The organism is Saccharopolyspora sp. NPDC002686 (genome assembly GCF_040295745.1).
Taxonomy (GTDB): domain Bacteria; phylum Actinomycetota; class Actinomycetes; order Mycobacteriales; family Pseudonocardiaceae; genus Saccharopolyspora; species Saccharopolyspora oryzae.
Genome location: NZ_JBEOVY010000215.1, coordinates 1 through 13,284, shown reverse-complemented (window position 1 = coordinate 13,284; position 13,284 = coordinate 1). Strand labels below are relative to the sequence as shown.

14 protein-coding genes are annotated in these 13,284 nt (G+C 70.8%); 10 read left to right on the top strand and 4 right to left on the bottom strand.

The window, feature by feature from the left end; genetic code table 11:
- The 6 genes from ABTZ89_RS25165 to ABTZ89_RS25140 all read left to right on the top strand — a co-directional run.
- Positions 1-1,095, top strand: a 1,095-nt coding sequence (locus ABTZ89_RS25165; RefSeq protein WP_351048907.1) for a hypothetical protein, incomplete at its 5' end; no start/stop codon positions are given.
- Positions 1,095-1,877, top strand: coding sequence for a thiamine pyrophosphate-dependent enzyme (locus ABTZ89_RS25160; protein ID WP_270948123.1), 783 nt, complete (start codon positions 1,095-1,097; stop codon positions 1,875-1,877). The genes ABTZ89_RS25165 and ABTZ89_RS25160, both read left to right, overlap by 1 nt.
- Positions 1,878-1,891: 14 nt before the next feature.
- Entirely contained in the window at positions 1,892-2,686 is a 795-nt protein-coding gene (locus ABTZ89_RS25155) for a GntR family transcriptional regulator (protein ID WP_270948124.1), read from the top strand.
- Positions 2,686-2,910: a 4Fe-4S binding protein gene (locus ABTZ89_RS25150; protein WP_270948125.1), complete on the top strand. Its 225-nt coding sequence runs from the start codon at positions 2,686-2,688 to the stop codon at positions 2,908-2,910. Before ABTZ89_RS25155 ends, ABTZ89_RS25150 begins: the two co-directional genes overlap by 1 nt.
- A gap of 139 nt (positions 2,911-3,049) precedes the next feature.
- A complete protein-coding gene (locus ABTZ89_RS25145) occupies positions 3,050-4,171 on the top strand; it encodes an ABC transporter substrate-binding protein (protein WP_351048902.1) in 1,122 nt (373 codons plus the stop codon).
- A gap of 13 nt (positions 4,172-4,184) precedes the next feature.
- A complete protein-coding gene (locus ABTZ89_RS25140) occupies positions 4,185-5,060 on the top strand; it encodes a branched-chain amino acid ABC transporter permease (RefSeq protein WP_351048900.1) in 876 nt (291 codons plus the stop codon).
- Between the two features lie 224 nt (positions 5,061-5,284).
- Here the strand turns inward: ABTZ89_RS25140 and ABTZ89_RS25135 are convergent, their stop codons facing one another.
- The 4 genes from ABTZ89_RS25135 to ABTZ89_RS25120 form a co-directional block, all read right to left on the bottom strand.
- A complete protein-coding gene (locus ABTZ89_RS25135) occupies positions 5,285-6,229 on the bottom strand; it encodes a 3-hydroxyacyl-CoA dehydrogenase NAD-binding domain-containing protein (RefSeq protein ID WP_351048897.1) in 945 nt (314 codons plus the stop codon).
- Between the two features lie 35 nt (positions 6,230-6,264).
- Entirely contained in the window at positions 6,265-7,401 is a 1,137-nt protein-coding gene (locus ABTZ89_RS25130) for an acyl-CoA dehydrogenase family protein (protein WP_351048894.1), read from the bottom strand.
- Positions 7,398-8,387, bottom strand: coding sequence for a quinone oxidoreductase family protein (locus ABTZ89_RS25125; protein ID WP_351048891.1), 990 nt, complete (start codon positions 8,385-8,387; stop codon positions 7,398-7,400). The genes ABTZ89_RS25130 and ABTZ89_RS25125 overlap by 4 nt, the downstream gene beginning before the upstream one ends.
- 107 nt (positions 8,388-8,494) lie before the next feature.
- Positions 8,495-9,736, bottom strand: coding sequence for a DUF6365 family protein (locus ABTZ89_RS25120; protein WP_351048888.1), 1,242 nt, complete (start codon positions 9,734-9,736; stop codon positions 8,495-8,497).
- A gap of 190 nt (positions 9,737-9,926) precedes the next feature.
- On the opposite strand from ABTZ89_RS25120, the gene ABTZ89_RS25115 reads away from it, so the two are divergent.
- From ABTZ89_RS25115 to ABTZ89_RS25100, 4 genes are all read left to right on the top strand, one after another.
- Positions 9,927-10,742 (top strand): SAM-dependent methyltransferase, encoded by an 816-nt coding sequence (locus tag ABTZ89_RS25115; protein ID WP_351048885.1) that lies wholly within the window; start codon positions 9,927-9,929, stop codon positions 10,740-10,742.
- Between the two features lie 31 nt (positions 10,743-10,773).
- Positions 10,774-11,385, top strand: a complete 612-nt coding sequence (locus tag ABTZ89_RS25110; RefSeq protein ID WP_270947293.1) for a dTDP-4-dehydrorhamnose 3,5-epimerase family protein — start codon at positions 10,774-10,776, stop codon at positions 11,383-11,385.
- Positions 11,382-12,521, top strand: coding sequence for a DegT/DnrJ/EryC1/StrS family aminotransferase (locus ABTZ89_RS25105; RefSeq protein ID WP_351048882.1), 1,140 nt, complete (start codon positions 11,382-11,384; stop codon positions 12,519-12,521). Before ABTZ89_RS25110 ends, ABTZ89_RS25105 begins: the two co-directional genes overlap by 4 nt.
- A gap of 131 nt (positions 12,522-12,652) precedes the next feature.
- On the top strand, positions 12,653-13,284 hold a 632-nt coding region (locus ABTZ89_RS25100), incomplete at its 3' end, for a pyridoxamine 5'-phosphate oxidase family protein (RefSeq protein WP_351048879.1).

Sequence of the window (13,284 nt, the reverse complement as noted above, 5' to 3'; positions counted from 1 at the left end):
GCGCGACCGGCACTGACCCCGTTTCGCGCACCGCGATCGTCCGAAGTGGACTCAGCGATCGCCGCGGGCTGCCGGTTCTTCGCCGGATACCCGATTTCCCCGTTCACCTCGCTGCTGGAGAACATGACGCGGCTGCTGCCCGCTGCGGGTGGGGTGTGCATCAACGCCGAGAGCGAGATCGAGGGAGTGAACATGGCCCTCGGTGCGGCGGCGACCGGGGCGAGGGCGGCGACCGGATCGTGCGGCCAGGGCATCGCGCTGATGCAGGAGGCGATCGCCGAGATGGCGTTGAACGAGACGCCGGTGGTCGTGTTCAACATGGCCCGCAACCAGCAGGACTACTTCCAGTGCACCCGCGGCGGTGGCTGGGGCGACTACCGGACGATCACCTTGGCGCCCAAGGACATCCCGGAGGCGGTCGAGCACACCCAGCTGCTGTTCCAGCTCGCCGACACCTACCGCGCTCCGGTGATCCTCTACGGCGACCCGCTGCTGGCGCAGACCCGGGTCGGGGTGCGGATCGACCCGCCGAGCGAGCCGGAGCCGGTCAAGGACTGGGCGCTGGACGGCACCATGGGCGGCACCGGGCGGTCCCGGCAGATCTGGACCTGGGCGATGGGCAAGGCAACCGATCCGGGCCCGGGCCCGGACGGGCACTGGCGGGCGATCGCGGAGAAGTTCGAGCGGATCGCCGCGGCCGAACAGCGCTGGGAAGCCGACCACACCGAGGATTGCGACACGCTGGTGGTCGCGTTCGGTTCGGCGGCGAAGTTCACCGACCACGTCGTGGCGGAACTGCGCGCCGAAGGCCATCGGATCGGCTCCTTCCGGCCCATCACCTTGTGGCCGTTCCCGGGCGCGGCATTGGCCGAGGCCAGCCGCGGGTGCCGACGAGTGCTGGTGTTCGAGCTCAACGCCGGGCAGATGGTCGACGACGTGCGCCAGCACGTGCACGACCGCGGCGCGGTGCGGGCGATCGGCGGGGTCAGCATCCACGAGTCGGGGTTGAGCTACGGGCCGCTGCTCGACGCGCCGGTGATCCGGCAACGGGTGCTCGACGCGATGCGACCCGACGAATCGGAAGGGGTGCGCTGATGGACATCGTCTCCACCGACCGGCCACCGGAAACCGCCAGTCGCAAGGTGGCGGAGTTCCGGCCGCCGTTGCAGCTCGGCGAACATTCGCTGTGCCCGGGCTGCGGGGAACCGGTCGTGCTGCGGGTCCTGCTGGAAACGCTGCAGGAACTCGGCCTGGTGGACCGCACGATCGGCGTGGTGGGGCACGGCTGCTACGGCAGTTTCGTGCGCATTATGGACGTCGACGTGCTGCAATGCCTGCATGGGCGGGCGCCTGCCTGCGCGACCGGGATCAAGCGGATGCGCCCGGACACCGCGGTGTTCACGCTGCAAGGCGACGGCGACATGGTCAACGAGGGGCTGCAGGAGGTCATCCACGCCGCAGCCCGCGCTGAGAACGTCACCTGCATCCTGCTCAACAACGGGGTCTTCGGTGACACCGGCGGCCAGCAGACCACCACCACCGTGCTCGGGCAGCGCACCAAGACCAGTCTGGACGGCCGCGAAGCCGACCAGCACGGATATCCGATCCCCATCGCCGACATCGTCGCGCAGCTGGACGGGGTCGGGTACGTCGCGCGCGGCGCCGTGGGCACGGCCGGCGGGGTGGCGCGCACCAAGCGGATGATCCGCAACGCATTCGAGAGCCAGCTCGCCGGCGAGGGGTTCGGACTGGTCGAAGTGCTGACCATGTGCCCGACGGGGTGGTTCGTCACCGCGCCGCAGGGCCCGGACTACCTCGCCGAGTCGATGGAGCAGACGTATCCGCTCGGCGAGCTGCGTCCGCGCAGGTCGAGCTGAAAGGGGAGTGGAAGATGCCCACGGGCAAGGAGCCCGGCCGGATCACCGCGGCCGAGGCGCGGTCGAGGCTGGTGCGGGTCAAGACCAGCGACGCGGTGGCCGAGTCCATCCTGGACATGCTGTTCAGCGGTGAGCTCAAGGCCGGTGACCGGGTCGACCTCGACGCGATCTCCCGGGAACTCGGCGTGAGCCGGGTGCCGGTGCGCGAGGCGCTGGTGGCCTTGGAACGCGACGGATTGGTCGAAATCCCTTACCACCGCGGCGTTTTCGTGGCGCGGTTCGACGCGGGAACGATCCGGGAGGGCTTCGAGCTCTACGCCCTGCTCAGCGCGCTGACCAGCAGCCGCGTGGCGCGCAGCGGCGACCCGGAGGTGTTGGCGGAGTTGGAGCGTGCCGTGGCGGCGGTGGACGAGGCCACTGAGTACCGCGAGTTCGAGGAATGCGAGCGGGAGTTCCGGCGGATCATCAACGTCGCGTCCGCCGGTCCGCGCCTGCGCGCGACGCTGCGCGGTTTCGGCGGGCTCGTGCCGGTCGCTTCCCGGTTGTCGATGGCCCGGTCGGTGGACATCGAGCGGCGCTTGGTCCACCAGGAGTACGAGGCGATCCGGAGGGGCGACGCGGACGCGTCGGCCGCTTCGGCGGTCGAGCACATCAAGCTGCTCGGCGAATACGCGGTGGAAACCCTGCGCAGCCGCGGGGTGATCGGTGACGAACCGGACGACGAGACCGGGCCGGACGAGCTGTTGCAGGCGTTGGCCGTCCTGGACGGCAAGCGCGGCAAGGGCAAGCGCGGGAAGGGCGGCACGTGATGGGTGCGAGTCGGGGAACGCTGGTCATCGACACCGAACGGTGCAAGGGCTGCGAACTGTGCATCACGGCCTGCCCTCCGAACGTGCTGGCGATGTCGGAGCAGGTCAACACCACCGGTTACCGCTACCCGGTGCTGCACGAGGGCTGCACCGGGTGCACCGCGTGCGCACTGGTGTGCCCGGACGCGGTCTTCGAGGTCTACCGGTTCGAGAACGAGCGCTAGCCGCTCGAACGCTGCTCGGGGCGCGACAAGTCCCCGATGTTCCCAACCTCAGCGTGGAGGTACCGCAGTGGGACGGTTCCGGCTGTGGGCGGCGTGCTGCGCCCTCTTATTGATCACCAGTTGTGGCAGTGCAGTCCAGTTGACCAGCGCGGGCGCGGCGTTCCGCACCGAACCGATCATCATCGGGCTGGTCTGCGACACCTCCGGGCCGGGCGCCTCCTACGCGGTCCCGGCCTGCAACGCCACCGAGCTCGCCATCGACAAGATCAACAGCGAGGGCGGGGTGCGGGGCAGGCCGCTGGCCTACGTGGAGGGCAACGACGAGAGCGACCCGACCAAGACCGCGACCGTGCTGCAGAAGCAGGTCAGCCGCGGTGCTTCGGCGCTGATCGTGCTGACCAGCTCCTCCGGGGTGCTGCAAGCGAAGCCGATCATCGAGCGGATGGGCGTGCCGGTGATCATGTCGGTGGGCACCACCACCGCTGTCGTGGAACCGCCGAACAACACCTACCTCTACGAGCTGGCGCAACCGTCGTCGGACTGGGGGCGGATGTACTGCGAGGCGTTCCAGCGGCACGGGTACCGCAAACTCGCGGTCGTGCAGGACAATTCGCCGTCCCAGGTGAAGTACAACAAGACCCTGCTGGCAGCGATGCCGTGCGTGCAGCAGCACGTGGAGACGGTGCCCATCGACTCCCCGGACGCCAGCGCGATCGCCTCGCGGACCAAGGACTTCCAACCGGATGCGGTGCTGGTGGCCTCGCAGTCGATCAACGTGGAAGTCCTGGTGCACAACGCCTTCGCCACCCAGCTACCGGACGTCCCGCGCTTCACCGTCGCGACGCTGGCGGCCACCCCCTCGGCGTGGCAGCGGGTGCAGCCCGGTGGATTGAACGGTGTGGTCGGGTTGTCCGCGCTCACCGATCACAACGAGCGGTCCCGGGACGTCACCGAGTTCTACCGGTCGCGGCTGGGGGAGGGCTTCACGATGTCGTCGTTCTGGGCCCAGTCCTACGACGGGGTGCAGCTGCTGGCCACCGCCATCGACAACGCCGGCCGGGCCGACGACGGCCCGGCGATCAACGCGGCCCTGCAGCGGATCAACGCCTATCCCGCCAGCTTCGGCTACCCGGGCTTCGCCCTGTCGTTCGGGCCGGACAAGCACCTGGGGCCGGACGGCCTGTGCGGGCAGGTGTTCGTCACGTGGGGTGCCGACAACCGCCTGGCGGGGCCGTGGCCCGGCTACGAGCCGTCCTGCTGACCGGAGGTGTGCGATGCTGCAACCGCAGCTGTGGGTTTCGGCCCTGGAGATAGGGCTGTTCTTCGGCCTGCTGGCGCTGGCCTACTACCTGGTGTTCCTCGGTGCGGGGCTGTTCAACTTCGCCATCGGCGGTTACGCGATGCTGGCCGGTGTTGCGGCGAGCTGGATGACCACGGCGCACGGTGTCGCGGGCTGGCTGGCGGCACTGCTCGCGGTCGGCACCACGATGGCCGTCGCAGTGCTCACCGAGGTCGCGGTGGTCCGCCCGGTGCAACAGCGCGCCGGTCGTGGCGACCTGCCCGCCTTGGTGGCGGTGGCCGCGACGCTGTTCACCTTGCAGGAACTGGCCGGCACCCTGTTCGGCTTCGATCCGTTCCCGCCACCGAAGGTGATCCAGCTGGACGCCTTCACCGCAGGGTCCGTCCACATCGGATCGGCGACGTTGCCGCTGCTGGGCGGCGCGCTGGTGTGCTTCGCGGCCGTGGCGCTGTGGACCGGCCGGACGCGCAGCGGGCGGTTGATGCGCTGCATAGGCGACGACACCGGTGTCGCTCGGCTGCTGGGCCTCCCGGTGCAGCGGACCCGGATCCTGGTGTTCCTGGCCGCCGGGTTGATCGCCGGGGTCGCGGGCTTGCTGTTCGCGGCGAAGTCCGGTGTCGGGGTCGGCGACGGTCTCAAGTGGACGCTCAGCGGGTTCCTGGCGTTCGTGATCGGCGGCTCGGGTTCGGTGTGGGCGCCGCTGCTCGGCGGGCTGCTGCTGGGCATCGGCTACGTGTTCATCCCGCTCTACCTCGGCGGGGCGGCGTTCTACTACGCGCTGGTGGCAGTGGCGATGCTGTTCTTCTCGCTGCGGCCGGAGGGCATCTTCGTGCGAAGGGTGCGGGTGTGATGACGACTCGGATCGGGATGCCCGCACTGCTCTGCGGGGTGGTTGCGCTGGGCGCGCTCGTCGCGTGGGCAGCGCCGGACGGCTACCGGCAGAGCCTGGTTCTGACCGGCCTCGCCTACAGCCTGATCGCCTTGGGCATGTACGTGCCGTTCGTGCTGGCCGGATCGCTGTCGATGGCCTACAGCGCCTACGCCGCGATCGGTCGCCTCGCGGGGGTTTCTTCGTCACTGCGCCTTCGAGTCCTCCAGGACGGCCAGGATCGCGGTCTGCTTGGCGTCGCGTTCGGCGACCAGCTCCGCGTAAGTCCGGCCGGCCACCGCGGTTTCGGCCTGGGAGAGGACGAGTTCCACCGTCTCGGCGTCCAGCTCCGGCGTGCCGAGGTCCCGCCAGCTCGCCTCCAGCCCCCGGCCCAGGGTGGTCAGCCAGTGCCGGAGCCCGCCCTGGCCGCCTCCGAGGTGGAAGGCCAGGAACGGGCCGACGGTGGCCCAGCGCAGCCCGATCGAGCGGGTGACGACCTCGTCGAGCTCGGCGACCGTGACCACGCCTTCGCGCACCAGGTGGATGCTCTCCTGCAGCAGCGCGGACTGGAGCCGGTTGGCCACGAACCGGGCGATCGGTTTGCGCAGCACCACCGGGGCCTTTCCCACCGACCGGTAGAACGCGACCACCGCGTCGACGGTCTCGGCCGGCGTGCGGGAGCCTGCGACGACTTCGACCAGCGGGACGACGTGCGGCGGGTTGAACGGGTGGCCGACCACGACCCGGCCGGGTTCGCGCATCGACGCGCCCAGCTCGTCCGGCGGGAGGGTCGAGGTGGACGACAGCAGCAGCGCATCGGGTTCGGCGACCGTTTCCAGCTTCACGAACAGCTCGCGCTTGGCTTCCAGGTCCTCCTCGGTGTTCTCCTGGACCACGTGCGCTCCCCGCACCGCGGCCGCCAGGTCCGGCTCGATCTCCAGCCGGGTCGCGAGTTCAGCCGGGTCCTGCGCACCGCCGGGGAGGTGCGGCGCGAACATCGCCAGCGCCTCCGCCACCTGGTCCCCGACATCACCGCGCCTGCTGACCACCCGCACGCGCAGGCCGGCGCCCAGGAACAGCGCCACCCAGCCCAGCCCGATGGTGCCCGCTCCGATGACGGTGACCGTGCGGGTTTCCGATGTCTCGTCCATGTCCTCTCGTCCCTCCGATCCGCGTGTTCTTGCGCTCATCCGCCGGACAGCACCAGCCGTGCGTACGCCGTCGCGCCCGCCGTGAACTGCAACCCGCTGTGGCCGGCGATCCCGGCGACGTCGCGCCAGCCCCGGGCGAGCACGTCGCCTTCGTCCTGCGCGGTGCTGCCCGCCGAGCGGAACAACCGGTCCACCGCGCCGGACAGCAGCTCGACGGCCAGCGCGCAGTCGCGCTGGTTGCGCGCCACCAGCTCCGGCGGCACCGCACCCGAGTCCGCTACCTCGGCGACGCGGGTGAGCAGCAGTTCGGCGAGGTCGATCTCCCCGGCGGAGCGGGCGAAGGTGAGGTCGATGCCGGTGCGGTCGACCGGCCCGGAGATGACGGTCTGGCCCTGCTTGGCGAGCTTGGCCGACAGCAGGTCCGACCACCGGGCCAGCACCGCCGATCCGGCGCCCAGCGCGGGTGCGGCCAGCGTCATCCCGTTGGCCGCCTTGAGCGGCACCGAGTGGCAGGCCGCAGCTGCGTCCGGCGCGGTGCCTGCCATCAGGTCCGCGGTGTCCAGGGCGCGGTGGGCCGGTACGAAGACGTCTTCCAGCGCGAGCGAGTGGCTCCCGGTGCCTCGCATGCCCACGGTGTGCCAGGTGTCGATGATCTCGAACGTGCCCTTCGGAACGGCGAAGAACTTCGCGCTCGGCGTCTCTTCCGCCGTTTTCCCGCACAGCAGCGCCCAATCGGCGACGGCGACCCCGCTGACGTAGGGCCAGCGGCCAGACAACCGCCACCCGCCCGCGACGGGTTCCGCGGTCCCGGCGGGGAGCAGTCCGCCGACGAGCACCGCGTCCGGTCCGTCCGCCCACACCTCCGCGCGTCCCTCGGCGGGCAGGTAGGCGGCCATCCGGCCGACTGCGGCGCACAGCGAGGCGAACCACGCCGCGGACGCGCACCCGCGACCGACCTCAGCCACGGCACGCACCAGCTCGCCGAAACCGCCCGCAGCTCCCCCGTGGGCAGCGGGAACCATGTGCCGGGCGAATCCCGCCTCCACGACCGCGTCGACCACGGTGGTGACCGGTCCGCGCGCCGCATCGGCTTCGGCCGCGTGCGCCGCCGCGACCTTCGACACGACCGACGAAGCCGTCACCAGCGCCGTGCAACCGGCTCCCGGGCTCACCGGCCTGCTCCTGGGATCAGGACGATGCGGCCGGTGTGCGCCCGGGCCTCGATGAGCGCGTGCGCCTTGGCCGCCTCCGCCAGGTCCAGTGTCTGGTAGACCGCGTGCCTGAAACGACCGCTCTGCAGGCCGTCCGACAGATCGGCGAGCGCGGACTCGTACTGCTCGCGCCGTGCTGTGCGCCAGGTCGACAGCGCGAACGCCGTGACGTACTTGAGCCGGATCAGGTCCATGACGCTGACCGACGGGACCTCCCGGCCACCGCCCGCCGAGCCGTAGAAGACCAGCCGTCCCATCGGGGCGAGCAGCTCGAGGCCGGCGCGCAGCACCGAACCGCCGACGCTGTCCAGCACCAGGTCGACCCCGCCGACTGCCGCGCGCACCTGGTCTGGCCAGTCGTCGGAGCTGTAGTCCACGACGTGGTCGGCACCGAGCGACAGGACGAACTCGCACTTGCCCGGAGATCCGGCGGTGCCGACGACGACCGCACCCGCGGCTTTGGCCATCTGCACCGAGATGTGCCCGATGCCGCCGGAGGCGGCGTGCACCAGGACCACCTCGCCGCGCTTCACCATGCCGACGTCGAGGGTGCCCGCCGCGATCGGGCCGGACGACGGCAACGCCTTGGCGGCCGCGGCATCGAGCCCTTCCGGCACCGGCAGCACGGTGTCGGCATCGACGACGACGTAATCGGCGTAGGCGCCGTAGAGGGTGAAGGCACCGACGCGGTCGCCGGGTCGCATCCCGCGCACGTCGGGACCGACCGCTTCGATCCGGCCGATCACGTCGCCCCCGAGCACCGACGGCAGTTCGCGGTTCCACATGGGGGCGGGGAAGATGTCCCGCCGCATCTGGGTCTGCGCGAAGCCGACGCTGACCGCTTCCGCTTCGATCAGCACCTGCCCCGGGCCGGGCCGGGGCACGGGGGTCTCCTCGACGGTGAGCACTTCGGGTGGGCCGAACTCGTGGAACCGCACGGTCCGCATCCGTTCCTCCTGCGAGACGAGCGGCGAAACCCCGTTCCGCCGCGCGGGTGGTGGTGACAGCCGCCGACCGGATCGCCGCAGCCATGTGGTCCTCTGTGGACGGTTTGCTAGAGCGAAGCGCCCGCCCGGAGCAGCGCCGCTCGGACCACGTCCGCGGTGTCGGGCAACCGGTCCACCTCGGCCAGGTAGGCCGCCCGTGCTTTCGCCGCGGCGTCCCTGGCTTCGCTGTCGTAGAGCAGTGCGGTCAGCCCGCCGACGACCGCGTCCTCGTCGAACAGCTCGGCGGTGGTGAACGCACTGGTGAACGGGTTGTCCCGCAGCGCGGGCTCGAGCAGCCGGACCCATCCCCAGGGCCACAGCGTGAACTGCGGGACGGGCCCGGTGAATCCCGCGATCCAGTCCCGCACGGCGGGCTTGAGGCCGGAGTGGGCGCCGGGCTGGAGTCCGTTGACCGACAGCAGACCCGGCACCCCGGCGAACAGCGCGTGCTCCAGCCCGGCGGCGGGGAAGTAGAACGACCAGACCGCGTCGGACGCCGCGACGAGCAGGTCCGGCGGACCGTCGGTCACCACGTGCGTCCGGTCGGCGGGCAGCGCGTCGAAGGCGTCGAACCGGGGGCCCGCCATCAGCAGGTGCGTGCTCGCGGGCAGCGACCGCAGGTAGTGGGCGACGAGTTCCGGGACGCGGTTGGCCAGCTCCCCCACGATCCCCTTCGCCCGGTCCGCCATGGTGCGCTGCGGTTCGAGCGTCGGCACCACGAGCACCGGGTCCTCCGCGCCGATGCCGTACCGCGCGCGCACCCGCGCCCGCTCCTGCGGGGACAGCGGGCTCGTGGTGGGCGTCGCGCGGTAGGTGAAGACGTGCTCGGCCGTGCTGGTGTGCGCGGTCGGGACCGGCCTCAGGTGCGCGGGCATCCGCAGCAGGTGGTCGTCGATGCGCACCACCCGGCCCATGATCTCCGCTTCGAACCGGGACTCCTCGTCCAGTTCGTACAGGTCGATGGGGATGACCGGCACGCCCAGGTCCGCCACGAACCACGGATCGATCCCGTACCCGTAGCGGAAGGTCAGCCAGTGCGCGAAGTAGTCGCTGAGCACGACGGCGGTGGGCCGCACCTGCCGCGCGACCTCCGCGATCCGGTCCTGCACCGCCTGCCCGAGCGAGGAGTCGATCAGCGTGTGCGGCAGCCCCGCCGCGCGCACCTGGGACTCGTTGAACCGGTCCACGACGAAGTGCGATTCGATGCCGGCCGCGCGCAACTGCACGGCCAGCGCGACGCCGATGGCGGTCTCGTGGTGCTCGCGCTCCACCGGGGCGATCACCAGCAACCGCACGGGTTCCCCGGTCATGGCCGCACCTCCAGCGCAGCACCGTCCGCGAACGGCGTGAAGTCCATCGTCACGCGCTCACCGTCCCCCGGTCGCATAGACGACTCTTCGAACCTCGCTCGACGCCGGCGGCACGGCCCGGCGTCGAGCTGCTTTCGAGCCCGGTGGTCGAGAGTCGGCGGGGTCGGCAGCCGCCAGGGAGGAGCACGCGATGACGGACCGGTCGATGACCGCGGAGGAAGTCGGTGAGTTCTACGACGACCGCGGCTGGCTCTACGAGATCTTCATGGGCCAGAACCTGCACATCGGTTGGTGGGACGACGCCGATCCCGACGTCGACCCGAAGGACCGGATGACCGACGTGCTGATCGGCAAGACCCCGGTCCGCCGCGGCGACCAGGTCCTGGACGTCGGCTGCGGCAAGGGCCGCCCGGCGCTGCGCCTGGCCGCCGCCACCGGTGCCGCGGTCACCGGCATCACCGTCAGCGAGGAGCAGGTGGCAGCGGGCACCGAAGCGGCCGCGGCGGAAGGCCTGTCCGCGCAGGTGGAGTTCGCCTGCGTCGACGTGATGGACATGTCGTTCCCACCGGGTTCCTTCGACGCGGTGTGGGCGGTCGAGACCCTGATGTACCTGCCCGACCGCCGGGCCGCGCTGCAGTCCCTCTTCGAGGTCCTGCGCCCGGGCGGGCACCTGCTGATCTCCGACTACGTCGAGCTGGAGCCGCTGGACGAGCGGATGCGCGAGGTGCTGGTCGAGGGCTTCACCGTCAGCTCCCTGCCGACCGCCGAGGACTACCGCGGATTCCTGGCCGACACCGGCTTCGAGCTCGCCGAGCTCACCGATGCCACGCCGCACCTCCAGCGGTCGGCCGCGCGCATCGAGGACATCGTCGCCGAGAAGTACCACCTGGTGGTGGAGAAGGGCGGGGCCGAGTTCGCCGAGGAGTTCCGCACCATGATCAGCGGCGTGTCGACCCTCGAGCGCGACCACCTCGGCTACACCATCGCCCTGGCCCGCAAGCCCTGATCACCATCCTTTGTAGACGGCGGAGGAACGGGTGAAGATCAGCGAACTGGCCATCCCCGGGGTGTTCCAGGTGGTGCCGGACCAGTTGACCGACGCGCGGGGGTGCTTCTACGAGGGCTTCCGCGTGGACGCGCTGCGCGATGCCACCGGCCACCACTTCCCGGTGGCGCAGATCAACTACTCCGTGTCGAAGCGCAACACGCTGCGCGGCATCCACGGGGTGCTGATCCCACCGGGGCAGGCCAAGTACGTCACCTGCGTGCGCGGCGCCCTGCTGGACGTCGTCGTGGACCTGCGGGTGGGGTCGCCGACCTTCGGGCAGCACGTTCAGACGCTGCTCGAAGCCGGGACCGGCACCGCGGTCCACGTGCCCGAAGGACTGGGCCACGGCTTCCTCGCCCTCTCCGACGACAGCTGCATCTGCTACGTCCTGTCCTCGACCTACGTGCCCGGCACCCAGTTCGAGATCGATCCGCTCGACCCGGAACTCGCGCTGCCGTGGGGGTTCACCGAGCGACCGCTGCTGTCGGACAAGGACGCCGGCGCGCCGACGCTGCGCCAGGCGCTGGACTCCGGCCTGCTGCCGAACTGGGCGGATCTCGCGCCCCGCGACCAGTCCCAGCCAGAGGAGAGCCAGACATGATCAACGTTTTTCAGCCGTCCCTCGGCACCGAGGAGCTCGCCGCGGTCTCCGAGGTGTTCGAGAGCGGATGGCTCGGCCACGGCCCGCGGACGAAGGCGTTCGAGGCCGCCTTCGCCGAGCACCTCGGCGTCCAGCCGGAGGGCGTCATCTTCCTCAGCTCCTGCACCGCGGGGCTGTTCATCTCCACCGAACTGCTCGACCTCGGCGAGGACGACGAGGTGGTGCTGCCCTCCGTCAGCTTCGTGGCCGCGGCGAACGCCGTGGCGGCCACCGGGGCGCGCCCGGTGTTCTGCGACGTCGACCCGCGCACGCTCAACCCCCGCCGGTCCGACGTCGAGAGCGCGATCACCGATCGGACCAAGGGGGTGCTGCTGCTGCACTACGGCGGGTACCCCGGCGAGATCACCGAGATCGCCGAGATGTGCCGGGAGCGCGGCATCCCGCTGATCGAGGACTCCGCGTGCGCGGTCGCGTCGTCGGTCGACGGCCGGGTGGCCGGTTCCTTCGGCGACATGGCGATGTGGAGCTTCGACGCGATGAAGATCCTCAGCACCGGCGACGGCGGCATGCTCCACGTCCGCGATCCGGAACTCGCCCGGCGCGCGCGGCGGCTGGCCTACCACGGCCTGGAGCAGTCCAGCGGGTTCGCCAAGGCCCGGGTGTCGCACCGGTGGTGGGAGCTCGACGTCCGCGACTTCGCCCGCCGGGTGATCGGCAACGACCTGACCGCCGCCATCGGCCAGGTCCAGCTGCGCCGGATGCCCGAGTTCGTCCAGCGGCGCAAGGAGATCGTCGACTGCTACGACGCCGAGCTGGCCGACGTGGACGGCCTCGTGCTGCCGCCGCCGCTGCCCGCCGGGCACGAGTCGTCGTACTACTTCTACTGGGTGCAGATGGCCGCGTCGATCCGCGACCAGGTGGCCGCCGATCTCTACGAGGCGGGTGTTTACACCACCTTCCGGTATCCGCCGCTGCACCGGGTTCCGGCCTACGGCGCGCCTGCCGAGCTGGAGCTGCCCGGCGTGGACCACGCCTCGGACACCACGTTGTGCCTTCCGCTGCACCAGGGCTTGGACGACTCCGAGGTGCGCGAGGTGGTCACCCAGGTCCGCAAGGCCGTCGAATCCCGGTCCTGAGCCTGTCCGTTCACGGCGAGTTCGCCGACTCGCGCGATTGACCTCAAGTTCGGTTCAGCTTGTACCGTCCGACTCGAGAGCTGCGGCAGATCTCCCTTCCCCGCAGCGGTTTTCCGTCGAGAGGACTGGGAATGCGAATCGACTCGGAGGTGCTCGAGGTCCTGTCCGAGGCGAGGGTCCTGGAGCTGGGCACGATCGCGCGCGACGGCTGCCCCAACGTCCGGCCGATGGCCGCGACCTGGATCGCGGATGCCCGGCACATCATGCTCACCACCACGCTGGCCCACCCGCAGAAGACGTTCAGCATCCGGCGCGACGGCCGGGTTTCGGTGCTGTACTCGGACTTCACCGGGAGCCGGCTCACCGGCGGACCCGCGGTCCTGGTCCAGGGCACCGCGTCCGCACCGGACGTGGTGGCCCGGCCGCAGGACATCAAGGAGTACTGGCGCGAGCTGTTCCGCAAGACCCCTTCGCTGGTCGAGGACTTCGCCTCCGCGGAAGCCAGGGCGACGATGGACTGGTACTACCTCCGGTTGCCGGTCTTCGTCACGCCCGAACGCGTCCGGGTGCTCGAACCACTCGAGGCCGGCGGTTCCTTCGAACCCCTCCCGCCCTGGGACTTCCCGATGGGCGTGCAGATCGCCGACGCGCTCGAGCGCTACCCGACGGCCGTGTTCACCGCCCGGGACAGCACCGGGCACCCCTACGCCGCGCGGGCCGAGGTCACCGGGGCCGGCTCCAACGGGGAGCTGCGGCTGCGCAC

Coding starts and splice junctions, on each gene's coding strand:
- ABTZ89_RS25155 (WP_270948124.1), top strand. CDS start 1,892: ATGCCCACGGGCAAGGAGCCCGGCCGGATCACCGCGGCCGAGGCGCGG.
- ABTZ89_RS25160 (WP_270948123.1), top strand. CDS start 1,095: ATGGACATCGTCTCCACCGACCGGCCACCGGAAACCGCCAGTCGCAAG.
- ABTZ89_RS25135 (WP_351048897.1), bottom strand. CDS start 6,229: ATGGACGAGACATCGGAAACCCGCACGGTCACCGTCATCGGAGCGGGC.
- ABTZ89_RS25105 (WP_351048882.1), top strand. CDS start 11,382: ATGATCAACGTTTTTCAGCCGTCCCTCGGCACCGAGGAGCTCGCCGCG.
- ABTZ89_RS25120 (WP_351048888.1), bottom strand. CDS start 9,736: ATGACCGGGGAACCCGTGCGGTTGCTGGTGATCGCCCCGGTGGAGCGC.
- ABTZ89_RS25115 (WP_351048885.1), top strand. CDS start 9,927: ATGACGGACCGGTCGATGACCGCGGAGGAAGTCGGTGAGTTCTACGAC.
- ABTZ89_RS25125 (WP_351048891.1), bottom strand. CDS start 8,387: ATGCGGACCGTGCGGTTCCACGAGTTCGGCCCACCCGAAGTGCTCACC.
- ABTZ89_RS25140 (WP_351048900.1), top strand. CDS start 4,185: ATGCTGCAACCGCAGCTGTGGGTTTCGGCCCTGGAGATAGGGCTGTTC.
- ABTZ89_RS25150 (WP_270948125.1), top strand. CDS start 2,686: ATGGGTGCGAGTCGGGGAACGCTGGTCATCGACACCGAACGGTGCAAG.